General features: G+C 70.0%; 21 protein-coding genes. 10 read left to right on the plus strand and 11 right to left on the minus strand.

Annotation, left to right across the window (positions count from 1 at the left end; genetic code table 11):
- Positions 1-38: 38 nt before the first annotated feature.
- Together H504_RS0130895 and H504_RS0130900 are read right to left on the minus strand one after the other, a co-directional pair.
- Positions 39-1,037 (minus strand): acetamidase/formamidase family protein, encoded by a 999-nt coding sequence (locus tag H504_RS0130895; RefSeq protein WP_026425960.1) that lies wholly within the window; start codon positions 1,035-1,037, stop codon positions 39-41.
- Positions 1,034-2,419: an APC family permease gene (locus H504_RS0130900; protein WP_026425961.1), complete on the minus strand. Its 1,386-nt coding sequence runs from the start codon at positions 2,417-2,419 to the stop codon at positions 1,034-1,036. The genes H504_RS0130895 and H504_RS0130900 overlap by 4 nt, the downstream gene beginning before the upstream one ends.
- A 1,103-nt stretch (positions 2,420-3,522) precedes the next feature.
- On the opposite strand from H504_RS0130900, the gene H504_RS0130905 reads away from it, so the two are divergent.
- Together H504_RS0130905 and H504_RS43765 are read left to right on the plus strand one after the other, a co-directional pair.
- A complete protein-coding gene (locus H504_RS0130905) occupies positions 3,523-4,152 on the plus strand; it encodes an HSP18 transcriptional regulator (protein WP_211239431.1) in 630 nt (209 codons plus the stop codon).
- Positions 4,153-4,259: 107 nt separating this feature from the next.
- Positions 4,260-4,382, plus strand: coding sequence for a hypothetical protein (locus H504_RS43765; RefSeq protein ID WP_281173681.1), 123 nt, complete (start codon positions 4,260-4,262; stop codon positions 4,380-4,382).
- 48 nt (positions 4,383-4,430) lie between these two features.
- On the opposite strand, the gene H504_RS0130915 is transcribed toward H504_RS43765, so the two are convergent.
- Complete coding sequence (locus tag H504_RS0130915) at positions 4,431-4,859, minus strand: MarR family winged helix-turn-helix transcriptional regulator (protein WP_035307094.1); 429 nt, start codon at positions 4,857-4,859, stop codon at positions 4,431-4,433.
- Between the two features lie 47 nt (positions 4,860-4,906).
- Here H504_RS0130915 and H504_RS0130920 point away from each other — a divergent pair, with 47 nt between their 5' ends.
- The 3 genes from H504_RS0130920 (at position 4,907) to H504_RS37885 (ending at position 8,384) form a co-directional block, all read left to right on the plus strand.
- On the plus strand, positions 4,907-6,028 hold the full coding sequence (locus H504_RS0130920) for an ABC transporter substrate-binding protein (RefSeq protein ID WP_026425964.1): 1,122 nt from the start codon (positions 4,907-4,909) through the stop codon (positions 6,026-6,028).
- A gap of 660 nt (positions 6,029-6,688) precedes the next feature.
- A complete protein-coding gene (locus H504_RS39175) occupies positions 6,689-7,237 on the plus strand; it encodes a DUF11 domain-containing protein (RefSeq protein WP_051386441.1) in 549 nt (182 codons plus the stop codon).
- A gap of 343 nt (positions 7,238-7,580) precedes the next feature.
- Positions 7,581-8,384: a glycosyltransferase family 2 protein gene (locus H504_RS37885; protein WP_051386442.1), complete on the plus strand. Its 804-nt coding sequence runs from the start codon at positions 7,581-7,583 to the stop codon at positions 8,382-8,384.
- Positions 8,385-8,409: 25 nt separating this feature from the next.
- On the opposite strand, the gene H504_RS41740 is transcribed toward H504_RS37885, so the two are convergent.
- Positions 8,410-8,721, minus strand: a complete 312-nt coding sequence (locus tag H504_RS41740; RefSeq protein WP_157440734.1) for a hypothetical protein — start codon at positions 8,719-8,721, stop codon at positions 8,410-8,412.
- 1,116 nt (positions 8,722-9,837) lie between these two features.
- Here H504_RS41740 and H504_RS0130940 point away from each other — a divergent pair.
- The 4 genes from H504_RS0130940 to H504_RS0130955 are packed head-to-tail and all read left to right on the plus strand — an operon-like array spanning position 9,838 to position 13,025.
- The gene (locus H504_RS0130940) at positions 9,838-10,485 is read left to right on the plus strand and encodes a hypothetical protein (protein WP_026425966.1); all 648 of its coding nucleotides are present in this window, start codon (positions 9,838-9,840) and stop codon (positions 10,483-10,485) included.
- Positions 10,486-10,489: 4 nt separating this feature from the next.
- Positions 10,490-11,356: a S24/S26 family peptidase gene (locus H504_RS39180; protein ID WP_051386443.1), complete on the plus strand. Its 867-nt coding sequence runs from the start codon at positions 10,490-10,492 to the stop codon at positions 11,354-11,356.
- Positions 11,353-12,186, plus strand: a complete 834-nt coding sequence (locus tag H504_RS0130950; protein WP_026425967.1) for a LamG-like jellyroll fold domain-containing protein — start codon at positions 11,353-11,355, stop codon at positions 12,184-12,186. The genes H504_RS39180 and H504_RS0130950 overlap by 4 nt, the downstream gene beginning before the upstream one ends.
- Positions 12,187-12,191: 5 nt before the next feature.
- Positions 12,192-13,025 (plus strand): LamG-like jellyroll fold domain-containing protein, encoded by an 834-nt coding sequence (locus tag H504_RS0130955; protein ID WP_026425968.1) that lies wholly within the window; start codon positions 12,192-12,194, stop codon positions 13,023-13,025.
- Positions 13,026-13,029: 4 nt separating this feature from the next.
- Here the strand turns inward: H504_RS0130955 and H504_RS0130960 are convergent, their stop codons facing one another.
- From H504_RS0130960 to H504_RS37900, 6 genes are all read right to left on the minus strand, one after another.
- The gene (locus tag H504_RS0130960) at positions 13,030-14,595 is read right to left on the minus strand and encodes a dipeptide ABC transporter ATP-binding protein (RefSeq protein ID WP_026425969.1); all 1,566 of its coding nucleotides are present in this window, start codon (positions 14,593-14,595) and stop codon (positions 13,030-13,032) included.
- A 58-nt stretch (positions 14,596-14,653) separates the two neighbouring features.
- Positions 14,654-16,948: an arylsulfatase gene (locus H504_RS0130965; RefSeq protein WP_026425970.1), complete on the minus strand. Its 2,295-nt coding sequence runs from the start codon at positions 16,946-16,948 to the stop codon at positions 14,654-14,656.
- Between the two features lie 16 nt (positions 16,949-16,964).
- Positions 16,965-17,822, minus strand: coding sequence for an ABC transporter permease (locus tag H504_RS37895; RefSeq protein ID WP_035307032.1), 858 nt, complete (start codon positions 17,820-17,822; stop codon positions 16,965-16,967).
- A gap of 148 nt (positions 17,823-17,970) precedes the next feature.
- On the minus strand, positions 17,971-18,930 hold the full coding sequence (locus tag H504_RS0130975) for an ABC transporter permease (RefSeq protein WP_026425971.1): 960 nt from the start codon (positions 18,928-18,930) through the stop codon (positions 17,971-17,973).
- Complete coding sequence (locus H504_RS0130980; RefSeq protein ID WP_026425972.1) at positions 18,927-20,480, minus strand: ABC transporter substrate-binding protein; 1,554 nt, start codon at positions 20,478-20,480, stop codon at positions 18,927-18,929. The genes H504_RS0130975 and H504_RS0130980 overlap by 4 nt, the downstream gene beginning before the upstream one ends.
- Positions 20,477-21,688: an ROK family transcriptional regulator gene (locus H504_RS37900; RefSeq protein WP_051386444.1), complete on the minus strand. Its 1,212-nt coding sequence runs from the start codon at positions 21,686-21,688 to the stop codon at positions 20,477-20,479. Before H504_RS37900 ends, H504_RS0130980 begins: the two co-directional genes overlap by 4 nt.
- A gap of 365 nt (positions 21,689-22,053) precedes the next feature.
- Here H504_RS37900 and H504_RS0130990 point away from each other — a divergent pair, with 365 nt between their 5' ends.
- Positions 22,054-22,971: a TauD/TfdA dioxygenase family protein gene (locus H504_RS0130990; RefSeq protein ID WP_026425973.1), complete on the plus strand. Its 918-nt coding sequence runs from the start codon at positions 22,054-22,056 to the stop codon at positions 22,969-22,971.
- A gap of 133 nt (positions 22,972-23,104) precedes the next feature.
- Here H504_RS0130990 and H504_RS37905 read toward each other — a convergent pair whose 3' ends face one another.
- Entirely contained in the window at positions 23,105-24,529 is a 1,425-nt protein-coding gene (locus tag H504_RS37905; protein ID WP_035307036.1) for an MFS transporter, read from the minus strand.
- Positions 24,530-24,545: the final 16 nt, after the last annotated feature.

A 24,545-nucleotide genomic window follows, 5' to 3' on the forward strand; every position in this document is an offset into this window, starting at 1 on the left:
CGGTGGTGCCCCCTGCACGGACGCCACCGCCCACTCGCCTAGCGCTCGGCCAGGTACCGAGAGGCCGACGAGCGCAGACGGTCGTGGATCCCGTCGTACGCGCTGGTGCCCAGGAGTGATTTCGGGAGTTTCGCGAGCATCGTGTAATTGGTGTCGACGACATTCCCCACCGGTGCCAGACCGGCCTGGCTGACGAGCTGGTAAGCGTCGAGAGAATCGAGGTCCAGCAATTCCCCGGTCCATCCGACGAGATCGTGCTGACTGATCCGGAACGCGTCTTCCAGCGGGCGGGCGGACCCGGTCGACATCAGGTAGTCGTCGTTTTCCAGGCGTGGCCACGGACAAGCGGTCGCCTTGATCAGGTCGACGATCACCACGGTCGACATGGCGGCCTCGACGGCGGTGCCGCAGACCTCGCCCTCGCCCTGGCGGCAATGCCCATCACCGATGCCGACCAGGCCGCCGGGCACGTTGACCCCGAAGTACGCCGTGGTCCCGGCCCGCATCTCGGGGGTGTCCATGTTCCCGCCGTGCGCGCCGGGGGTGATGCTCATGATCACCTCGCCCGCGGCCGGGGCGACGCCGACGGTGCCGTGCATCGGGTCGAGCGGCAGTTCGACGGTGAACTCACTCGCCCGTGCGTTGAACCGGCAAACGCCCCGTTCCACGTCGACGTCGTAGAGCCACACCCGTTCCGGGAGGGCGTCGTGCAGCATGGCCGTCGTGTGGGTTGTGGTGAGCGCACCGAAATGCGGGAATGTGGACGAGACAGCCCAGTCGCGAACCGGTCGGATGTCCACGAAATGGACCGCGATCGTATCCCCGGGCTCGGCGCCCTCGACCGCGATCGGGCCGGTCACCGGGTTCAGGTACGGGAACTGGCACACCTGGCTCGGCAGATCCGCCACACCGCGGACCGCGCCGCCAAAACAGTCCTCAGTGGACAATTCGACGACCGTTCCGGGTGGGACGGTCAGTGCCGCGGCCCGTCCGCCGAACGCGTACCCGGGTGCCGACTCCAGCCGTTCGACCCTCACTTGTCCTCCCCTCCGATGCCCGCGAGCTCCGGCCGTCGACCGGTGAGCAGCAGGCCCGCCAGGATCACCGCGCCGATCCCGAGCCAGACGAACCCCATGGTCTGCGCGGCGACCTTGGCGTTGATGACGACGTACCCGAGGATCACGAACCCGATGACCGGCGCGACCAGGTGCCGCCACCAGTCCTTGCTGCGGTGCCGCACCACGTAGTGCACGACGACGGACACGTGCAGCACCAGGAACGCGGTCATCGCACCGAAGTTCACCAGCGTGCTGAGCAGCGTCACCCCGTCGTCGCGGGACGACATGCAGAGCCCCAGCGCCAACGACACCCCGGCGACCAGCAACGTCGCGTTCACCGGGACCCGCCGGGTCGGGTGGATCTTCGCGAGGAACCCGGGCAACTGGCGGTCGCGGGCCATCGCGTAGAGCAACCGCGACGTGGCGGCCTGCGCGACAAGCGAGTTGGCGAACCCCCAGGACACGGCGGTCGCGGCGGCCGTCAACGTCGCCAGCCAGCCGCCGCCCGCGACCCGCGCGGCGTCGTAGAACGAGGTGCCCGCCGCGTCACCGTTGGCGATCAGGCCCTGTGGGTCCGGCACCAGCAGCGCGGCCACCCAGGTCTGCACGATGAACAGCACCCCGGTGACCAGCAGCGCCGCCACCATCGACCGCCCGATCGCGCGCGCCGAGTCCCGGTTCTCCTCGGCCAGCGTCGAGATCCCGTCGAACCCGAGGAAGCTGAGCACCGCGATCGACACCGCCCCGAACACGAGCGGCCAGGCGAACGTGTGGCTGTCGAAGATCGGCGAGAAGCTGAACCCGTGCCCCTTGCCCTGCGCCAGGGCCACCACACCGATCGCGATGAACACCGCCAGGATGATCAACTGGGCGACCAGCGTGACCCGGTTCACCCGCGCCGTCATCTCGATCCCCAGGTAGTTGACCGCCGTGTTGAGCGCCACGAACGCGATCAGCCACAGCCACACCGGAATCCCGGGCAGCAACGAGTTCATCGCGATCCCGGCGATGAGGTAGAGCAGGCTCGGCACGAGGACGTAGTCCAGCAGGATCATCCACCCGGACAAGAACCCGACCGGCGCCGCGATCCCCCGCCCCGCGTAGGTGTAGACGGACCCGGCGACCGGGAACGCCTTCGCCATCTGCGCGTACGAGTTGGCGGTGAACAACATCGCCACCATGCCGACCGCGTACGCCAACGCGATCATGCCCCCCGACCCCTGGAACACACTCCCGAAGATCCCGAACGGCGCGATCGGCACCATGAAGACCAGCCCGTAGATCAGCAGATCCCGAAACCCGAGCGACCGCCGCAACTCCTGCTTGTACCCGTACCGCCCCAGCTCGCCCTCGTCGCCCATCCGCAACCTCCAACCCAACCGTGGTCCGCGGAAGCGTAGACAGATTCCTTCCATTTGGAAACAGTTCATCCACCCCCGTTTCCACCCGAAGATCAACACCCGTTGCCCCTGCCCGACCACCACCCCCAGCCCACCCGAACCACCCCGCCGATCGCCCCCACCCGCCGCAAACCCGCGCAACTCCCCCGATCGAACCGCACCGCACGCCCGTCAGCGACGCCACTCAACCCCGCACACTCACCCACCCCAGCGATTGACGCCACCGCCACCCCGGCCCTACCCAGGACCCCTCCCACCCGGGGCGCCGGGGCCCATCTCTGAACCTAGCCGAGAGCGGATCTGTCAAGGGGCGGTCGGAGGCGGTTGTGCACAAGTCAAGGGGATGTGGACAACCCGGGGCGGCGGGCACGGCTTTGGGCGAGACCAGGCGACCACGCCGGACAGGCAAGGCCAGCCGACACGCAGGCCAGGCCGGAGGGCGGACACGCCGGGCGGCCCAAACGGGTGGGCATGCCGGGCAGGCCAACATGCTGGGCAGGCGGGTCGGGCCGGACAGGCGGGGCAGGTCGGGGCAGACCAGGCAGGCCAACATGCCGGGCAGGCGGGGCGGGCCGGACAGGCGGGGCAGGCCGGGACATGCGGGGCAGGCCAGGCAGGCCAACATGCCGGGCAGGCAGGGCGGGCCAGACAGGCGGGGAATGGCGGGCATGGCGGATAGGCCAGACATGTCGGGCAGGCCGAACAGGGGGCAAGCCAGATGGCGGGGGAGGCGGACAGGCGGGATGGGCAGGCCCGCGCCGGGACGCCCGGCTTCCGGAGTCGGCACGGCAGGCCCGGGACCCGTGCCCCGTTGGCGTGGCAGTACGGCACGGGGGTGGCACGGTCGGGATCGGCGCCGGTGGGTGGGGACGCGGGCAGCCTCCGGCCCCACCCACCGACATGTCCGGCCTGGACGACCTGCCGGTTCGCGAATCGCGTGGCACAGTTCTAACATGTCATCACAACAATGACAACTCAGATGTCGTTGACACGATGACATCACATCGTTGTTCACCCAGTTCACCTGCTCTACAGTGTCATCATCAGGACGACGGTGAGGCGGCATGACGCAGGATGAACGGAGCGACGCGCGGTCTCGGCTGCGTGGGCAACCGCATCGGGTTGATGACGCGGCGGCCGATTTGGCGTTGGTGTCCGCGGTCGCCGAGCAGGGCAGCGACGACGTCGACGACCTGTTGGCGGCGTTGAGCCTGCTGCGGCACATCCGCGACGAGATCGTCGACTGGGAGCCCAGGTTGATCACCGCGGCGCGGGCGGCGGGGGTGAGTTGGGCCAGGTTGGCGCCCGCGCTCGGGGTGGCGAGCAGACAGGCCGCCGAGCGCCGGTACCTGCGGTTGCGGCCGGACGGTACGGACAACTCGGCCGAGCAGCGGGTGCGCGCCGAGCGTGACCGGCGGGCGGGCGACCGGGCCGTGCTGCGTTGGGCCAGGGAGAACGCGACGCTCCTGCGTCAACTGGCCGCCGCGGTCAGCGCCGCCGACGGGTTGGCGGCCGATGCGCAACGCAGCGTCGACGACGTCACCACGGCACTGGGCGACGACGACAGCGCATCGTTGCTCACCCCGCTCGCGGGCGCAGGCCCCATGCTGCGCGACACGCATCCCGACCTGGCCAATCGCATCGCCGAGGTCGGCGTGCAGACCGAGCGGACCAGGGATCGGCCAGCCGGGTGATCGGCCGGTGACCCGGGCCACATCGCCACCCGTTCGGTGTAGGTGGCTGGGACGAGGGGTATCTGGTCGGTGAGAATCAGATCGGCCACGGAAGAGGGGAACGTCCAATGTGGATCGCGCTCGCCATCCCGTTCGTCCTGATGCTCGGCGCTGTCGGCATGCAGCGCCTGGAGCCGACCGCGATCACGCCCGTCACCAGCGACGACGCCCTGCAGCAGAGCGAGATCTGATCAGTCCGTTGTGGAGGTAACCCCGCACGGTCCGTCCTTTGTGGATCTCTAGAGCCGCAGGTCGCGCAGCAGCCCGGCGAGTGCCTCGACCGTGTCGGCGCTGAGCCTGCCGACCAGGGTCCGCTCGTGCGCGGCGGCCAGCGCCTCCAGCCGGTCCAGCTTGGCCCGGCCCGGTTCGGAGATGTGCACCGACACCCGGCGGCGGTCCTCGGCCGACTGGGTGCGGTAGAGGAACGCCGAGTCGACGAGGGCGTCGACCAGGCGGGTCAGCGTCGGGTGCGGGATCTCGACGGTGACCGCCAACTCCCCCATCGAGCGACCGTCCGGTGCGGCGGCGAGCGCGCGCAGCACCCGCCACTGGTCGACCGTGGTGGCCTCCTCCTCGAACACGGTGCCCAGGTCACGGGCAAGGGCGCGCTGGGCGCGGGTCAGCAGATCGACCAGGTCGGGGACCCGCGTACCGCGCTGACCAGCCATGACGCGCCTTTCGCCGGGGAGGTTCACGGCGAGCATACTGTCCGGTCATGGACTCCACCTCGGTCGTGCGCGCGGTGCTGCGGGACCGGGTGGAGGTCGCGCTCACCGGGCCGGACCCGGCGGTGCTGCGGCTCGGCCTGCTGCTCCCGCTGTCCGGCGCGCTCGGCCTGACCGGCCCGTCCGGCCTGATGGCGGCCGCGCTGGCGGCGACCGAGTTGAACACGGCGGGTGGCGTCAACGGTCGACCGGTGCAGTTGGTGCTGCTGGACGCGGGTAGGTCTCCCGTCGAGGTCGCCGCGGACGCGTCAGCGCTGGGTGACCTGGTGGACGCCTACGTCGGATTCCACACGAGCGACGTGCACCGGGCGCTGGAGGTCGCGCTCGGCGGGCGGGTGCCGTACATCTTCACGCCGCCGCACGAGGGTGGCGGTCGACGCGCCGGGGTCGTCCTGCTCGGCGACAGCCCGACCCGGCAACTGGCCCCCGCGGTGCGCTGGCTCGCGGCCCGGCGCGGCGCCCGCCGGTGGGCGCTGGTGGGCAGCGACTACATCTGGCCGCGGGCGGTGCACCGGGTCGCGGGCGGGATCGTCCGGTCGCTCGGCGGGGAAGTCGTGGCGCAGTGGCTGGTGCCGTTCCCCGGCCGCGGCATCGACGCGGAGGAAATCGTCGCCGGGCTGGGTCGGGTCCGCGCTGAGGCGATCCTGCTGAGCCTGGTCGGGCGGGACCTCGCGCAGTTCAACCGCGCGTTCGCCACGTCGCCGTTGGCGTCGCGGGTGGTGCGGCTGTCGGGTTCGCTGGAGGAGAACGGCCTGCTCGCCGCGGGCGGCGACGACACCGGCGAGCTCTACGCGGCAATGCGATCGTTCGCAGGGCAAGGTGACGACCGTCGGATCGCGTTGGCCGAGCGACACCACGCCCTGTTCGGCGGGCACGCCCCCGTCCTCGACGCTTACGCCGAAGGTTGCTACGACGGCGTGCACCTCGCGGCGGCGTTGGCCACACGCGGAGCGCTGACCGCGCCACTGGCCCAGCCGACGACAGCGGCGTTGCTGGCCGACGGGGACCGGACGCCTTGGTCGTCGTCTCCGTTGGGGCCACCGCGGGCGGGGAGCTTCCTGGCTCGGGCGGACGGGCTCGACCTCACGGTGATCGCGCCGCTGTCCGGCTGACTTTCGGTCTACGTGCCGGTGTCCTCGCTTGTCTCCGCCTGACCAGGGCTGTCCCATCCCGTCCGCAACCAGTTCCACCCCACTGGGCTACCGAGTTATCCACAGTAGGGCCTCCCCGGTTACTTGCTGGAGATCAACTGTCGGTGGGGGGCGGTAGACTGGGTCCGGGGCCGCCCCCCGGGAAGGGTGGGGGCTGGGCTGGACGTGGGGGGCGAGTTGAAGAGGGCGGTAAGGCCGTCGGGTGGGAGTTGGCGGTGGGGTAACGGGGGGATGGGGCTGTTGGGCGCGGGGAGACGGTGGGGCGACCGGGGGGTGAGGCTGGGTGGAAGTTGGTGACGGGTGGTGCCGCTGGGGGCGGGAACAGAGGGCGAGCGTTGGGATGGCCGGGAACGGGCGAGTTTCCGGCGGGCGATAGGGGTAGGGGCGGGGGCATCGAAGTGGACAGATAGCTATAGAAAGAGATAGTGGGGATGGCAGGTGAAATGGGGGCGGCTTGTCCGGTTGGGGTGGGTTGAAAGGGGAATGGAGGCCGAGACAGGGGTGATTGGTACACGATCGGGTGGCACGAGGAAGCGGAATCGGTGGTGATCCGTATGGTGGGTCCGCACCGCGTGGGGAGTTGCTGGTGAGCGCGGGAAAAGCCCAGTCGGAGGAGCTGCCGTGCTCGCGTTCGCAGTCGTGTCCGCGGTGTTGGTGGCGGCGGTGCCCGCGCCGGGGGTTGGGGTGGCGACGGCGCCGCGATTGAGCATTTCGGTGGAGAACGGGCGGGTGACGGCGGCGGCCGGGGACCAGTTGGCGTACACGGTGACGCTGCGGAACCTGGGGGCGAACGCGGTGGACAACCTCGACCTGACGCAGAGCGTGCCGGTGGGGCTGCGGTTCGACGCGGCCGACCCGCGGGGGACGGCGGGGGCGAAGGCCGTGGAGTGGGTGGTGGACCTGGCGCCGGGTGGGGCGGCGGTGTTCCGGTCGCGGATGACGGTGGTCGGCTCGGGCGACCGGTACCGGGTGGCGACTGTTGCGTGCGCGCGCACCACTTCGGACAGCCCGCCACTGGTGTGCGCGACGCACTCGGCGCGGCTGACGGCGGAGGCGGCGGGTGACTCGTGGGTGACCCGGAACCGCTGGTACGTGGCGGGCGGGCTCATCCTGGCGGCCGCGGTGGCCTTGTTCGCCCGGCGGCGGTTCGGCCGCGAGGACATCGGGTAACCAGGTGCGCGTTATATCAGTTCTTGTTCAACCGGGTGCGCTAAAAGCGAATTCATAACGTGATCTCGTTCATATAGAGATTGAATCTGCGACAAACTCTGAGTGGCCGTCCATCTATTCACGACACCCGTTGGTACCAATCGCGAACACCGGCTGTTCGCATTCGGTGAATACGCCCTGCCGGTTTGCCGGTAGTACACCTGATGCCCGCTCCGAATGGACCAGTGCGACTCGCCGGCCGTCTTGCGACATCGCTGAAGTCGACTGGTAACGGGGAACGGGAGTGGGCGACACTGCTGATGTCGCCGTAATCGCGCCTGGGGATGACCGAGGGGGAAGTCTCATGGATGTCGTTGTGCCCGCGCACAACGAGGAGTCCGGAATCACCGCTTGTCTCGACCGACTTGCCGAGTCGATCGAGGTAAAGCGGGTGGTGGTGGTCGCGAATGCCTGCTCCGACCGGACCGCGGAACTCGCGAGGAACCACCACAGCAACCCGGACGTAATCGTCGTTGAACAACCGGGAAAGGCGCTGGCACTGAATGCAGGTGACGCGCTGTGCGAGGGCTTCCCGCGCGCGTACCTCGACGCGGACATCGACCTCGCAGGCGCCGACCTCGACGCGCTGGCCAAGGCCGTCGTGCCCGGTGTCGACGCGTCCTACCCGGCCTCCCGGATCGACCTGGACGGCACGTCGTGGCTGGTCAGGCGGTACTACGCGGTGTGGCAGCGGCTGCCGTCGGTCAGCCGGTCGTCGGCGGGGCGCGGGGTCTACGTGCTCAGCGAGGCCGCGCACAACCTGCTGTTCCCGCTCCCGGAAGACCTCATCAGCGACGACGGCCACGTTTCCAGAACCATCACAAATCGGACGGTCGTCCCCACTGCCGTGGTCACCGTGAAAGCGCCGCGTGACATCCGCAGCCTTGTGCGCAGGCGACTGCGGGTACACCGGGGAAACACCAGGATTCAGCAGAGCAGTGCCACGGGCAGTGGGCTGGCGTCGGTGTTCAACCTCCTCAGGACACGACAGGCCTATGTCACCGACGTGGCCGTGTTCATCTCGGTGACGATGCTCGCGCGAATTATGGTGAGTACCCGCCGCGGCCCGGTCGACTGGGGCACCGACCATTCCAGCAGGACCCCGTGAATCAACCGGACCCCGACCGTCGGGTTTAGGCGAAACCCCGATCCGCGAACGGCGCGTCGGCCACGGCGGCCGCCGCGCGGAACAGTCCGGTGTGCGCGTCGGCGGAGTCAAAGGCGTACAGGTCGGCGATGAATGCGCCAATCTTGTCCTGAGTGGTCGCGCCCATCAGAAAAACGTGGGCCACATGGCGGACGCTGCTGTCGTCACCCGGTTTCATCCGCACGCTCACGGCGGACAGCGACCGCTTGGCGACCAGCAGGCTCAACGAGCACGACGCCGAGTTCACCACGGACTGGGTGACCGGCTCGCCGATGAGCCGGCGGGAGAACGGGGTCACCATCACCGACCCCGAACAGGTCGTCCTCGAAGCCGACCCACCCCGGCGGCTCTCCTACACCTGGCACACCCTGTCCGACGAATGGCGCGACTCGCACGGGTCGGCTGGGGGCGGCCCGACCCGGACCCGGCTCGTCCGGGTAACCCCTCTGCCCGGCTCCAGGGGGCGCGGCGTGGGGATTGTCCGGCTGGCGGGCGGGCGGTTGTCCACAAGCCGGTTGTTCGTCCACAGGGGACGGGTGGCCGCTCTTGACAGGTCGTCGTTCGCGATACGTTCAGGAATGGGCCCCCGGCCCCCGGGTGGGCGGGCTCCTGCGTAGCCGCCGGAGGGCGAAATCGGGGGAGGCGCGGCGTGCTCGACGGGGTGTCCGGTGGCATCCCGCACAGCCGCCGGACCCGCGATGGCGCGGGAGTCGACGGCCGCTTGGCGGGGTGCCCTGCTTGGCGGAGTGCCCTGCTTGGCGGAGTGCCCTGCTTGACGGGATGCCCCGCGTGGCGGATGCCGTAGAGGTCGAGGGTCATCAGCAGGCGCAGCCGGGTGCCGGTGGGGACGTCGCACTCCCAGTGCCCTGCTTGACGGCGTGTCCCGCTCGACGGGGCGCCTGCTCGGTGGGGGCAGGCCAGGGTGCGTATCGGGCTCGCCGGGACGGGCTACCCGAGGCGCAACCGAGTGGCTACTGGGCCGCGCACGGTTGGGTGGTGTAGTGGCTATTACTCACTGGTAGTGGTGTTGGGCGACCACGCGGTGCACCCGATCGTGTACTGCTGGTGACTCATTGCGGTATGTGACCGGCCAGACCGGCAGATTCACCCGTTCTAGCTACCCGGTCCGATCTGTTCGGCCAATTTGCCACTCAGCGTGTAGTTACTACCCGTTCGCGGCGGGTAGGGGGGCGGTGGACCCGGGGGTGGGGCCGCCAGTGCTACGGAGTGTCTGAGTTGGACCGTCCACTGTCACCCGGTCGGCGCGGGCTCGGCGTCACCGGGGGCACACTCGTACGTGTCTGGGGATAAGGAACAGCTCGTGGCCAGCGATGAATGGGCTGGTGCAGCCAAAGCGAGACCCGCGTCCCCGCCCAACCGGCACCACCCCTGCCGGGCCGAGAAAGGGTTGCCAATGACTACGCACACCGGACGTGCCGCGCGGCGCCGCCGCGATCGGTCGCGCAACCGCACCTCTGCCCTGCTCGTGCTCGCGGGTGGTCTGGTCGGCACCACGCTGCTGGCGTTGGCGCTGACCGGGACGCTGTCGGCGTTCACCGCCGCCATCACCAACACGACCGACACCGTGTCGACCGGCTCGCTGATCATGCAGGAGTCCGACGGCTCCAACACGTGCACCAGCAACAGCTCGTCCACCAACTCCGCCAACTGCGCCACCATCAACAAGTACAGCGGCTCCACGCTGCTGCCCGGCGGGTCGGCCACCAAGACGGTGACGTTGACCAACAACGGCACCATCACCCCGGCGACGTTCACGCTGACCCCGGGCTCGTGCAGCCAGTCCGGCTCGGTCAGCGGCATCACGCCCGCGTCGGACTTCTGCGCGCAGGTGACGCTGAAGCTGTACGCCGCGGCGACCGCCACCGGTTCGCCGATCTACAACGGGGCACTGTCCGCGTTCACCACGCCGCTGTCGCTGACCGCGCTCGGCCCGTCGAGCAACCAACCGTACACATTCGTCGTGAGCCTGCCGTCGTCGCTGGGCAACAGCTACATGGGACTGACCGCGTCGCAGGCGCTCACCTGGACGTTCAGCTCGTGATCCGGTGAAGGTCGACCTGCGGTCGAGGCGGCGCGGTGGGAAACACCGCGCCGCCCCGGTCCGCGAACGCCACCGCCGTCAGCTCATGCTGGCGGCGGTTGTGCTGTTCACCTTCGTCCTGATCGCGCTGGGGTGGCGGGTCACCGGCGGGCGCTGGCTGTCGGTCGACTCGCCGTCGATGGGGGAGGCCGCGCCGGTCGGGACGCTGGTGCTGACCCGGCCGACCCACCTCGACCAACTGCGCCAAGGCGACATCATCTCGTTCACCCCCACCGGTGGCGGACCCGTCCACACGCACCGGGTCGAGCGGATCACCCTGGGCCAGGTGTTCACCAAGGGCGACATCAACGGCGCCGAGGACCCGCGGCCGGTGGCCGAGGAGCAACTGGTCGGCAAGGCCGTCGCGCGGTGGTGGGGGCTGGCGTGGCTGGTCAAGTCGCTGCCGATCCTGATCCCGGGGTCGGCCCTGGTGTGGCTGGCCACCCGGTGGACCGGGTCGCGCTGGCGCACCCCGCTGCGGCTGGTCGGGTACCCGCTGGTCGTGTGCGCCGCGATCGTGGTGCTGCGGCCGCTGGTCAACGCGAGCCTGCTCACCACGCTCGGCCAGGAGGACTCGGTCCGGGCGACCGTGGTGTCCACCGGGTTGCTGCCGATCCGGGTGCAGACCCCGGACGACGTGTTCGCCGACCTGCGCTCCGGGCAGGTGTCCGACCTGGTCAGCCACGCCGCCGACGCCAAGGGGCAGGTCTCGCTGTCGGTTGACGCGCACATGTCGTGGCTGTGGTGGACAGTGTGTTTCGCGCTGTGTTCGATACCGCTGGCCGCCTCGGTGTACCTGGGGCTGCGCGCGAACCGGGGACCGGTGACATGACGAGGTGGAGGCTGGCCGCGCTGGTCGGGGTGCTCGCCCTGATCGCGTACCTCGGCACGACCTCCACCATCAGCACCTTCATCGCCCGGATCACCAACACCACGAACACCATCTCCTCCGCCGGGCCCTCGTGCCACTCGGTGCCCTTGGCCGACGGGGCCACGCGGCTCTATCCACTGAACGAGCAGACAGGTCTCTCGGCCACTGACGAGAGTTCCACCAACGCCACCGGTACATACCAAGGCGGTAGGCAGTCGGTGTCGCAGACCCCGTACCCGTGCGTGCGCGACAACGACTGGTACTCCCGGGTCGACCAGACCCACTGGGTGTCCACACCGGGCACGATCAGCATCGCGCCGGGCAGCAGCACCAGCCAGGAAGCCTGGTTCCGCACGGTCAACAGCCAGGGTGTGATCTCCGCGTTCGGCAGCACGCAGACCGGCCAGTCGACGAACAAGACGAACCTCATCACCATCACCAGCAACGGCCATCTCGCGTTCCTCGTGCAGGGCTCGTCGACCACCTATGAGGTCGTCAACACCTACGCGGTGAACGACGGCGCCTGGCACAACGTCATCGCCGTGCACGACGCGTCCTACGGGGTCAAGGTGTACCTGGACGGTGCGCTGCTGATGCAGCAATCGAGCGCCCACCCGGCGGCGCTCACCGGCTACCTGCGCATCGGCTACGAGAACACCAACGGCTTCACGAACGGGTTCGGCACCGACCAGTCGCTGGCCCACTTCTGGGACAACCTGGCCTTCATCTCCTTCTACCCGTTCGCCTTGTCGGCCACGCAGGCCACCCAGCATTACCAGGCAGGCAGGTGACCACCATGACCACACGGAGGCTGGCCGCGCTGGTCGGGGTGCTCGCCCTGATCGCGTACCTCGGCACGACCTCCACCATCAGCGCCTTCATCGCCCGCCTCAACAACACCGGCAACACCATCTCGTCGTCCGGGCCGTCGTGCCACTCGGTGCCGCTGGCGGACGGGGCCACGCGGCTCTACCCCCTGAACGAGTCGACGGGTCTGGTGGCTTACGACGAGAGTTCCAACCACGCGACCGGCACGTACCAGGGCGGTAGGCAGTCGCAGTCCCAGGTCGAGTACCCGTGCGTGCGGGAGCAGGACTGGTACGCGAACCTGGACCAGACGCACTGGGTGTCGACGCCGGGCACCTACAGCATCGCCCCGGGCAGCAGCACCAGCCAGGAAGCCTGGTTCAACTCGTACAACAACCAGGGCGTCATCTGCGGTTTCGGCAGCACCCAGACCGCCCAGTCGTCGACCAAGACGAACCTTCTCGCCCTCAACACCAGCGGCGACCTGCTGTTCCTGGTCCAGGGCGCGTCCACGACCTACGAACTGGTGAGCCCGTTCGCCTACAGCGACGGCGGCTGGCACAACGTCATCGCCGTGCACGACGCGTCGTACGGCATCAAGGTCTACCTCGACGGGGCGCTGCTGATGCAGCAGGCGGGCGCGCACCCCGCCGCCATGACCGGCTATTTCCGCATCGGGTACGAGAACACCAACGGCTTCACCAACGGGTTCGGCACCAACCAGTCGTTGGCGCACTGGTGGGGGAGCATGGCGTTCGTGTCGTTCTACCCGTTCGCGTTGTCGGCTTCGCAGGCCGCGCAGCACTACCAGGTGGGGGCGTAAGCGGTCAGGTCACGGGCGCGACCTCGCGGGTGCGGCGGCGCTGCTCGACGGGGTCGGGGATGGGGACGGCGGCTACCAGGCGGCGGGTGTAGTCGGCGGTGGGGGTGCGCAGGACCTCGTGGTGCGGGCCTTCCTCGACGACCTGGCCGCGGTGCAGGACGGTGACCCGGTGGGCCAGCGAGTCGACGACGGCGAGGTCGTGGCTGATGAACAGGCAGGCGAAGCCCAGGGTCCGTTGCAGTGACGTCAACAGCTCCAGAACAGCGGCCTGGACGGAGACGTCAAGGGCGCTGGTGGGTTCGTCGGCGATGAGCAGGCCGGGATTGAGCGCCAGGGCGCGGGCGATGCCGACGCGCTGGCGTTGGCCGCCGGAGAGCTCGCGGGGGCGGCGGCGGGCGTAGCCGCGTGGGAGTTGGACGGCGTCGAGGAGTTCGGCGACGCGGTTGTGGTAGGGCCGGCCGCGCAGGGTGCGGTGGATGCGCAGGGGTTCGCCGACGCAGTCTGAAATGGACATTCGCGGGTTCAGCGAGCCCGCGGGGTCTTGGAAGATGAAGCCGAGGCGGTCGCGAGAAGCTGACGGGTCGCCGCCGAGCAGGGAGACGGTTCCCGAGGCGGGGTGCAGCAAACCGGCCGCGACCTTGCCCAAAGTGGACTTACCGGACCCGGACTCCCCCACCAGGCCGACGACCTCGCCCTGGGCGATCCGCAAGTCTACCCCGTCCAGGGCAACGAAATCCTTGTACCGAACGACGACCTGGTCCAGCCGGAGCGCGTCCACAGCGGACACTGGAGACGACGGCGTGCGGTGACCGAGACGGGGAACGGCGGCGAGGAGGGCCTGGGTATAGGCGCGAGTGGGGCGGGCGAAGAGGTCTTCGACCGGGGCCTGCTCGACCAAGATCCCCTGGTGCATGACGGCGACGCGGTCGGCAAGGTCGGCGACGACACCCATGTTGTGGGTGATGAGCAGGATCGCGGTACCGAGGCGGTCGCGAAGATCCCGCAGCAACGACAGGATCTCGGCCTGGACGGTCACGTCGAGCGCGGTGGTCGGCTCGTCGGCGATGATCAGGCGGGGGTTGTTGGCCAGGGCGAGCGCGATGACCACGCGTTGTTTCTGGCCGCCGGAGAGCTGGTGCGGGTAGTGGCGGACGCGGGTGCCGGGATCGGGGATGCCGACCAGGTCGAGCAGGCGGACGGCCTCCTGCCGCGCCTGGGTGCGGCTGAGCGAGCGGTGCGCGCGCAGAACGGCCGCGATCTGCCAGCCCACGGTGTGCACCGGGTTCAGGGCCGTCGCCGGTTCCTGGAAGACCATGGCGATCTGGCTGCCGCGCACCTCCAGCAGCGACTCCTCGTCGGCGCCGATCAGTTCCCGGTCGCCGAGCGTGGCGCTGCCGCCGACGGTGGCGGTGGGCGGCAGCAGGCCGAGCAGCGCGCGGGCGGTCACCGACTTGCCGGAGCCGGATTCCCCCACCAGCGCGAGGATCTCGCCCTCGACCACGGTGAAATCAATGCCCCGCACAGCTTCCGCGGCGCCGAAGGACACCCGCAGGTCCTTGACGGTCAACACTGGGCCAGCTCCCGGAGAAGTAGGCGGGGCGGGCGGTGAGACCCGCCCCGCGTGATTACTAGTCGTAGACACGTTCTGCCTCGGCCCAGAGCCGGGCGAGCAGGCTCGGGTCGTAGGGCGCCTGCTTGCCCGGCTCGTAGCGGACGTGGTGCAGCGTCCCGGTGAACGGCGCGGTCCCGGCGCGGGTGTGCAGGTCCCAGTCGACCGGGCCGCCGCGGTCGGCGCCGACGCTGATGCCGGTGAACGGGGCCATGCCGATCATCTGCGGGACCGGGCCCAGCTCGGTGGTGCCCGCCCCGGTGTCCAGGACCAGGTTGGCCTGGAAGTCCGGCAGCGCCGAGGACGCCAGTCGGATCTCCACCGGCCCAGCGGTCAGCGGGAGGGCGGCCGAGCGGTGTACGACGCCGTAGGCATTGTACGTCAGGTGAACCGATCCGTCCTCGATGTACACGCCGTACCCGCCGCCCTGGTCGCCGTGGGCGAAGAGGACGCCGTGGTCGCCGTCCCGGTAGTCCACTGAGGACACTACGACGAAGTCGCGGAACTGGATGAGCTGACCGGAACGGTACCGTTCCAGCAGCGGTGTGCCGGGGTACAACGTCACCGGGCGTTCCAGGCGCTCGTCGGACGGGCGGCGCAGGTCGGCGGCGGCGGTGTGGTCGGTCAGCGGGAACACCGTGTTGTGCCAGGCCGCGCGTTCCCAGTCGGCCGCCAGTTCGGCCAGCTTCTCCGGGTGCCGGGCGGCCACGTTGGTGGTCTCGGTCGGGTCGGTGGCGACGTGGTAGAGCTCCCACTCGCTGTCGTCGTACGGGGTTCCGGGGCGGTGCCGGGTGACGATCTTCCAGCCGTCCGCGTAGTAGCCGCGGTTGCCGCCGGTCTCGGTGTACTGCGTGACGTGCTCGCTCACCGCGTCGGCGTCGTGCAGCACGGGCACGGCGCTGACCCCGTCCTGCTCGGCGGCGGCGACACCGTGGCGCTCGGGCAGCCGGGGCACTCCCGCGAGGTCGAGCAGCGTCGGGGCCACGTCGGTGACGTACACGTACTGGTGCCGCAGTCCCGGTTCCAGGCCGGCGGGCCAGTGCACGATGAACGGGGTCCGCACACCACCGGCGTAGGTGTCGAACTTGTAGAGCCGGAACGGGGTGTTCGACGCCTGCGCCCAGCCGCGCGGGTAGTGGATCGTGGTCTGCGGGCCGCCGAGCAGGTCGAGCTCGCGTTCGACGTCACGGTCCCAACTGGACGGTACGCCGGGGACGTGCACGAACTGGCTGAAGTAGCTGCGGGTGCCCTCCGGTCCGCCCTCGGCGGTGGCGCCGTTGTCCGAGGTGAACACGAGGATGGTGTTGTCCAGCTCGCCGTGGCGGCGCAGGGCCTCGACGATCCGGCCGACGCTTTGGTCCACATTGTCCAGTGCGGCCGCGTAGACCTCCATGTACCGGGCGAACAGCTCTTTCCGGTCGTCCGGCACCTCGGACCACGGCGGCACGTCGCGGCCGGGTTCGCTGTTGCGCGGCGGCAGCGCGGTACCGGGCGGGAACAGGCCCTCGGCCAACTGCTTGGCGAACCGGCGTTCCCGGATGACGTCCCAGCCCTCGGCGTAGCGACCGCGGTAGCGTTGGAGGTCGGATTCCTTGGCGCCCAAGGGTCCGTGCATGGCGTGGTGGGCGTAGTAGAGGAAGAACGGCTTGTCCGGGTCGTTGGCCCGCAACGTGTCGATCATGCGGACGGCGCGGTCGGTCAGGTCGTCGGTGAGGTAGTAGCCGTCCGGGTAGTCACCGTCGTAGGGGCTGTTGTCCCAGACCAGGCGGTGCGGGTGGTGCAGGTTGGTCAGGCCCTCCAGGCTGCCGAAGTACCGGTCGAACCCGCGCTGCAGCGGCCACGACGACCGGTCCGCCGCGTCGTGGCTCGCGGCGTCGCGGGTCAGGTGCCACTTGCCGACGGCGAAGGTCGCGTACCCGGCGGCGCGCAACGACTCGGCCAGCGACGGCGCGTTGTCCGGGAGCTGGAACGAGTACGCGGGATAGCCCGGGTCCGCGTTGGCCGGGAAGGCGAAACCCGCGCGGTGCGGGTTGAGGCCGGTCAGCAGCGCCGCGCGCGACGGCGAGCACAGCGGGGTGGTGTGGTAGTTGGTCAGCCGGAGACCGCCCGCGGCGAGCGCGTCCAGGGTGGGGGTGGCGACCTCGCCGCCGAACGGGCCGATGTCGGCGTAGCCCAGGTCGTCCACCAGGATCACGACGACGTTGGGGCCGGTCGACCGCCGCTCGGCGGGCCAGCCGGGCCGGGACTCGGCGAACACCCGGCCGACCCGGCCGGTGAAACCCTCGTACCCGCGGGCGTGTGGGGGGAGCGTCATGGTGTGGTCCTTCTTCTCAGGCGCCGCGTGCGGCGTTCGCGGCCTGGGCGATCAACTGGAACCCCAGCACGAGGACGGCCGTCACCGCCAGGGGGCCGATCGCGAACAACGGGTTGAGGTCGAGGTAGCGCAGTGAGGTGGTCAGCACCGCGCCCAGCGACGGTGACGGCGGCGTGACCCCGATGCCCAGCACGCTCATCGCGCCCTCGACGAACACGGCGACCGACATGGACAGTGCCAACTGGACCAACACCGGCTCCAGCGAGTTCGGCAACACGTGTTGACGCAAGATGTGCGCCCTGCGCCCGCCGACCACCTCCGCCGCCGTCACGTACTGCGACTCGCGCACCCGCAACACCGCCGCCCGGAGCAACCGCCCGAACACCGGGATCTCCACGCTGACCACCACGATCAGCACCGACCCGGTGCCCGGCCCGATGACGGCCGCCAGCCCGATGGCGAGGATGAGTTGCGGGAAGGCGAGCAACACGTCGAACAGCCGCTGCACCGCGACGTCGAGCACGGAGTTGACGGTGGCCAGCGCCCCGATCGCGCACCCGATGAGCGCGCCGAGCGGGACGGCGGTGAGGCTGATCAGCAGGTCGACCCGGATGCCCGCGAGCAGCCGGGCGAGCACGTCCCGGTTGAGGTCGTCGGTGCCGAGCGGGTGGGTGGCGGACGGGCCGAGCAGGTTGGCGCCGGGGATCTGCTGGTAGGCGTCCCACTGCCAGAGCAGCGGGCCGACCAGGCCGAGCAGGACGACGACGCCGACCAGCACCAGGCCGACCAGGCCCTTGCCCCGCCGGAAAGTACGCGGCCGCTCGGGAACGGCGACCTCGACGGGCTCGACGGGCTCCTCCACGGCGGCGGTCATGAGTCCGCCCCCGGGCGAAGATCGCGAACCGGGTTGAGCAGCCCCCGAATCGAGCCTACTGGTGCCGACCGACGCGGAACGGGGGTCGACGGCGGGCTGTGCGCAACTCGGGTGTTTGTGGATGGTTGGGATGGGCGATGCCTCAGCGTCATGACTGCGCCCCCAGTCTGATTCTCGGGTCCAGTGCGGCGTGGATGACGTCGGTCAGCAGTTGGACCAGCACGAACACCGTCACCGACAGCATCAGCAGCACCTGGACCAGCGGGTAGTCCCGGCGGGTGATGCCCTGCTCGACGAGCAGTCCCAAGCCGGGCCAGGAGAAGATCGACTCGACCAGGACCGCGCCGCCGAGCAGGGCGCCGGTCTGCAGACCGAGCGTGGTGATGGCGACCGGCAGCGCGCCGCGCAGCGCGTGCCGGTAGACGACCGCGCGGCGGCGCACCCCGGCCGCCAGCACCGTCGTCACGTAGTCCTGTCGCAGTTCGCCGCGCAGCGTCTCGGCGAGGAAGCCGGTGAGCACCCCGGCGACCGGCAGGGCGAGGCACACGGCGGGCAGGACCAGGTACTGGGCGGTGATGTCGAGCCGGTCGACCATGCCCTTCGGGGGGATTCCGCCGGTGGGCAGCACCCGGAAGAACACGCCGAAGACGATGATCAAGACGACGCCGGTGACGAAGGTGGGCAGGGCGACGGCGGCCGTGTGGAAGGCCGTGAGCACCCGGTCCACCCAGCGGTTGCGGGTGGCCGCCCAGAGCGGGCCGAGGCCCAACGCGATCAGCACGGCGATGAGCAGTGCCGTCGCGGTGAGGACGACCGTGTTGCCCAGGCCGGTGCCGACCAGGTCGGCGATGTCGCCGCCGATCAGGTAGGAGCGGCCGAGGTCGCCGGTGAACAGGCCGCCGAGCCAGTGCAGGTACTGCGTCACCACGGGCAGGTCGAGACCGAGGTCGTGCCGGATCGCGGCGATCGTCTCGGGGGTGGCGTCCGGGCCCGCCATCGCGGTCGCCGCGTCACCGGGGATGGCCCGCAGGACGAGGAAGATCAGCACGGACGAGAGCCACAGCACGACCAGTGCGGACGGGGCGCGGCGCAGCACGTAGCGGGTCATGCCAGGTACGCCTTGCCGAAGTCCAGCTCGCGCCGCTTGTTCCAGGTGACGCCGTGCAGGTTGTCGCGGTGCACGATCTGCTCGTAGGTCACGCCGATCTCGGCCAGGAAGGTCGCGTCGAGCAGTTGGTTCGAGAGCTCCTTGTAGGCGGCGGTCGCCTGCGGGCCGGTCGCGGTGCCCAACTGCCAGGCGTCCTCGGCGGCGGTGGTGTACGCGGGCGAGGTGAAGTGCGACGAGTTGCGGTGGGCGTTGAACGGGTAGGCGCTCACGGTCAGCGTGGCCGGGGAGAACTGGGCCCACGAGTGGCTGGTGGTCCACAGACCGGGGAACTGGGCGCCGATCAACTGCTTGACGAACTGGGTCGAGTCGACCGGGGTCAGCTTGACCGTGATGCCCGCCTCGGCGAGGTTGTTCTGGATGATCTGCGCGATCGCGGTGAACACCTGGTCGTTGCCGACGTAGCTCAGCGGGATCTCGGGGAGCTGCTTGTCCGCCAGCAACTGCTTGGCCTTGGCGACGTCGTGCCGGTAGCGGCTGTCCAGGTCCTGGTCGTACGCCGGGCTGGTCTTCGGCCAGGGCAGCGACACGGGGTAGCCCTGGTCGCGGAAGACCTCCGTGATGATCCGCTGCTTGTCCAGCGCGTAGGCGATGGCCTGGCGCACGGTCGGGTCGTCGAGGCCCGGCGCGGTGACGTTGATGCCGACGTACGCCTGCAACTCGGCGCCCTCCAGCGACTCGACCTTGATGCCGGGCGCGCTCGACAGGGTCTGCGCGTCGCGGTAGCCGACACCCCGGGCGAGCTGGACCTGACCGGACTTGACCGCGGCCGCCAGCGACTGCACGTCCGGGATGACCCGCACGTGCACGCCGTCGAGGTACGGCGCGCCGCCCCAGTAGTCGGTGTTGTGGGAGAAGGTCAGGTCGGTGTTGGGGCGCCACGAGTCGAACTTGAACGGGCCGGTGCCGACGAACTTCTTGCCGGTGCCGATGTCGGCGGCGGTCTCGGAGTCGATCAGCGGCACCGTGTCGAGCAGGTCGAACAGGTTGCTCACCGGGTGCGCCAGGTGCAGCACGACCTGGTCCGGCGCCGGGGTGTCGATGGTGCTGATCGTCTTCGCGGTGCTGGCGAGCTGGCCGTTCCACTTGGGATCGGCGTAGCTGGTGAGCGAGAACTTGACGTCGGCTGAGGTCAGCGTGCGGCCGGTGTGGTACTTGACGTCCGTGCGCAGCTTGAGGGTGACGGTCTTGCCGCCGTCGGTCTGCTGCCACTCGGTCGCCACCCGCGGCTTCGGGTCCAGCGACTTGTTGTCGTAGCGGACAAGCGTGTCGTACACGAGTCCGACGACGGTGGTGATGGACACGTTGCTGTTGGTGAACAGGTTGGCGGGCACCAGGTCGAGGTTGACGCCGAGCTCGGCCACCCCACCCTGCTTCGGTGCCGCCGACGCGCCCGCGGAGCTGGTCTCCGCGTCCACAGCGGACTGGCAGGCGGTCGCGGCCACCAGCAGGAGCACTGCCGCGAGGGCCTTGAGCGTCTGACGTGCGTTCATCGGGCGGGGACCTTTCTCAGGTTCTCCCGCTCGTCCAGGCCAGGTGCCTGGTCGAGCAGGTCGAGCGGGTGGTCGAAGAGGCGGTTGAGCAGTCCGGTGCAGGCGGCGGTGGCCTGCAGGGTCGGGCCGAAGCGGGTGGCGGAGACGATGTCGGTACCGGGCAGCGCGGTCGCCCTGGCGAAGGCGCCGAGCAGGTCGGGCAGCCGCTCGGCGGGGTCGGTGATCGCCTGCCCGCCGAGCACGACCCGGTCCGGGTTGAGCGCGTCGCGGAGCAGGGCCACCGCACGGCCCAGCGCGGTCGCGCGGTCGGTGAGCAGGGCGACGGCGGTGGGGTCACCGGCGGTGGCGGCGGCCCGGACCAGCTTGATGTCCGGTTCGTCGACCACGCCCGCCGCGACGGCCTTCTCGGCGACCGTGCGGTCGGCGACGGTGACCTCCAGGCAGCCGGTGGCCCCGCACGGACATCGGATGTCGCCGCCGACCGGCAGGTGGGCCACGCTGCCCCCGCCGCCGGGGCCGCGGTGCAGCACGCCGTCGAGGGCGAACGCGATGCCGACGACCTCGCGGGCGTAGAAGTACAGCAGGCTGGACACCCGCGGACCCCAACCGAAGAGGAGTTCGGCGTTCGCCATGGCGGCGACGTGGCCGTCGAGGTGCACGGGGTAGCCGGTGGCGCGGCGCAGCAGGTCGGCGGCGGGGACCCGGTACCAGCCGAGCCGGTCGTGGTCGAGCACCCCGTGCTCGGCGTCAACCAGGCCGCCGCTGGCCAGGCCGATGCCGACGACCTTGCGGCGCGGCCACCGGCGCAGGAACGCCCGGACCTTGCCCGCGATGTGCGCGAGGGCGTCCTCGGCGCTGCCCTGCGGGGTCGGGATCTCCTCCGCGTCGAGCAGGGCGCCACGCAGGTCGGCCAGGCCGTAGGTGACCGTGCTCACCCCGATGTGCACGCCCGCGGCGGCGTACACGGTGTCGTCGAGGTGGATCGGCACCCGCGGGCGGCCGATCGCGCCGACCGGGACCAGCTCCGGCACCTCGCGCAGCAGGCCCAGCTCGATCAGCACGGCCACCTGCCTGCTGACCGTGGGCATGCTCAGCCCGGTGTGCTCGCCGATCGCCGCGCGCGAGAGCGGGCCCTCGCGGCGGATGACGGCCAGCACCGCGGCCGCGTTGGCGGCGCGCACGCTCGGGCGGCGCGGGGACTCGGGCACGGCGGACCCTTCTCGGTTCGTTCAGTGACAGTCGGTGTCGGTCGGCGGCGGTTGGTGGTTGTCGGCGCGCGGCGCGGTCGCGGTGCTTTTGTGCACGCGAGGAAGAATCCGGGCGAACGCGGGCAGACCCGACGGGCGGGCGGCGGCGGGAAGAGTCGATCAACAACAGCGGCGCACAACGGAAGAATCCGTGTGTCCACACGGGATGTCAACGGCGTCCGGGATATGGAACCCCTGGTGTCCCGTTAATTTCAGTGCTTACCGGAAGCTTGTTGGTCTCCGGGTGTGGTTCGTAGGTTCGAATCGCGGGGGCAGCCCCGCGTCTCGCCGCGGTCGCGGCATCCGCAGCAGAAAGGAACCCCACCGTGAGCCTGTCCGTGGAGAACGAGGTGTCGGTCGTCAAGCTCGGTTCGGCCATCGGGGCGCGGATCGACGGCGTCCAGTTGGGTGGCGACCTGGCGCCCGCGACCGTCGCCGCGATCCGGTCCGCCCTGCTGGCCAACAAAGTGGTCTTCTTCCGGGACCAGCAGGACCTCGACGACGAGGGTCAACTGGCGTTCGGGGCGCTGCTGGGCGAGGTGACGCTCGCACACCCCACTGTGCGCGGGGTGAAGAACCCGAACGTGCTGCCGATCGATTCGGAGTACGGCAAGGCCAACAGCTGGCACACCGACGTCACGTTCGTCGACCGGATCCCGGCCTTCAGCGTGCTGCGCGCGGTGAACCTGCCGCCGTACGGCGGGAACACCGTGTGGGCCAACACGGTCGCGGCCTACGAGTCGCTGCCGCTGTCGCTCAAGGCACTGGTCGACGGGCTGTGGGCGGTGCACACCAACGCCTACGACTACGCCGCCAACATCGACGAGCTGCGCATCGGCGGCGTGGACGTCAAGACCGAGCAGTACCGGGCCGAGTTCCAGTCCGACCTGTTCGAGACCGAGCACCCGGTCGTCCGGGTGCACCCGGAGACCGGCGAGCGCTCGCTGTTGTTGGGACATTTCGTGAAGCGGTTGGTCGGGGTCACCTCGACCGAGTCGCAAGCGCTGTTCGGGTTGCTGCAGCAGCGGGTGACCCGCTTGGAGCACACCGTCCGCTGGCAGTGGCAGCCGGGCGACGTGGCGATCTGGGACAACCGCGCCACCCAGCACTACGCCATCGCCGACTACGACAACCAGCCGCGCCGCATGCACCGCATCACCATCGCGGGCGACGTCCCGGTCAGCGTCGACGGCACCCCCAGCGTCGTGCGCACCGGCGACGCGTCGCACTACTCCACCGTCTGAGTCCTCTGTGGACAGAGGTGGCGTGATGGACCGAGTGGAGCAGTGAGGCCGCCGACATCCGGAGGCGAGTCGAGGTCGTGGTCGGCGTATCGACCACGACCTCGGCATCTCGGTGGGTCTCTGTGGACAGTGACTACTGGGCGGTCAGCGGTTTCGCGATGTCCTCCAGGTTGGCCTGCTCGGTGCGCACGCCGAGGAAGATCTCGGTGATGCCGCCGACCGCCATCACACCGGCGCTGACCAGGAACCCGATGGCGACCTTGCCCGCGTTGCCCGTCTCGACCAGGCTGCCGAACAGGACCGGGCCGATGACGCCGCCCGCCGCCGTGCCGACGGCGTAGAAGAAGGCGATGGCCAGGGCGCGGGTCTCCATCGGGAAGATCTCGCTGACGGTCAGGTACGCGGCGCTGGCCCCGGCGGAGGCGAGGAAGAAGACGCCGAGGAGCCAGCACAGGAACGTCCAGGGGCCGAGCGTGCCGCCGGTGAACATCCAGACCATCGGCAGCGTGAGCGCGGCGGCCCCCAGGTAGGCGGCGGCGATCATCGGGATGCGGCCGACCGTGTCGAACAGCCTGCCGAGGATGACCGGGCCGAGGAAGTTGCCGAGGGCGAAGACGACCAGGAAAAGCGGCGCACCGGAGGACGAGACGCCGTAGAATTTGCCCAGCAAAGTGCCGAGGTTGAAGGTGATCCCGTTGTAGAGGAACGCCTGCCCGACGAACAACGCCAAACCGAGAATTGTCCGTTTGGGGTATTTGCGCACCGCGGTCGCGATGATTTCCCGCAAGGGGATGGTGCGGCGCTGGTGAATGCGAATGGACTTGTCCGGCTCGTCCAGTCGGACGCCGCCGCGCTCCTCCACCTCCCGTTCGATATCGGCCATGACCTGCTCGGCCTCGTCCTCCCGGCCGTGGATGAACAGCCAGCGCGGGCTCTCCGGCACATGCCGCCGCACCAGCAGGATCACCACGGCCAGCACGGCGCCGATGCCGAACGCCAGCCGCCAGCCCAGGTCCGCCGGGAAGATCGACTCGTCGAGCAGCAGGATCGCCGCCGCGGCGCCCACCGCCGAGCCGAGCCAGTACGAGCCGCTGATCAGCAGGTCCACCCGGCCGCGCACCCGCGCCGGGATCAACTCGTCGATCGCCGAGTGGATGGCCGCGTACTCGCCGCCGATGCCCGCGCCGGTGAGGAACCGGGTCAGGTAGAAGAACCACGGCGCCCACGCGAACGCCGTGGCCACCGTGGCGACGAGGTAGAGGGCCAGGGTCAGGATGAACAGCTTCTTGCGACCGAACCGGTCGGTGAGCTGCCCGAACACCAGCGCGCCCACGCACGCGCCGAGGATGTAGAGGGCGGCGGCCAGCCCGACCTCGCCGTCGGTGAGCGACACCCCGCTGCCCGGCTCCACCAGCCGGGCGGCCACCGACCCCACCATGGTCACTTCCAGGCCGTCGAGCAGCCACACGGTGCCGAGGCCGACGATGACCCGCCAGTGGAACCGCGACCACGGCAGCCGGTCGAGCCGGGCCGGGATCTTGGTGTCGATGGTCGCCATGGGCACTTACTTCCCC

It is taken from the genome of Actinokineospora inagensis DSM 44258 (genome assembly GCF_000482865.1).
In the GTDB taxonomy this organism is placed as follows: domain Bacteria; phylum Actinomycetota; class Actinomycetes; order Mycobacteriales; family Pseudonocardiaceae; genus Actinokineospora; species Actinokineospora inagensis.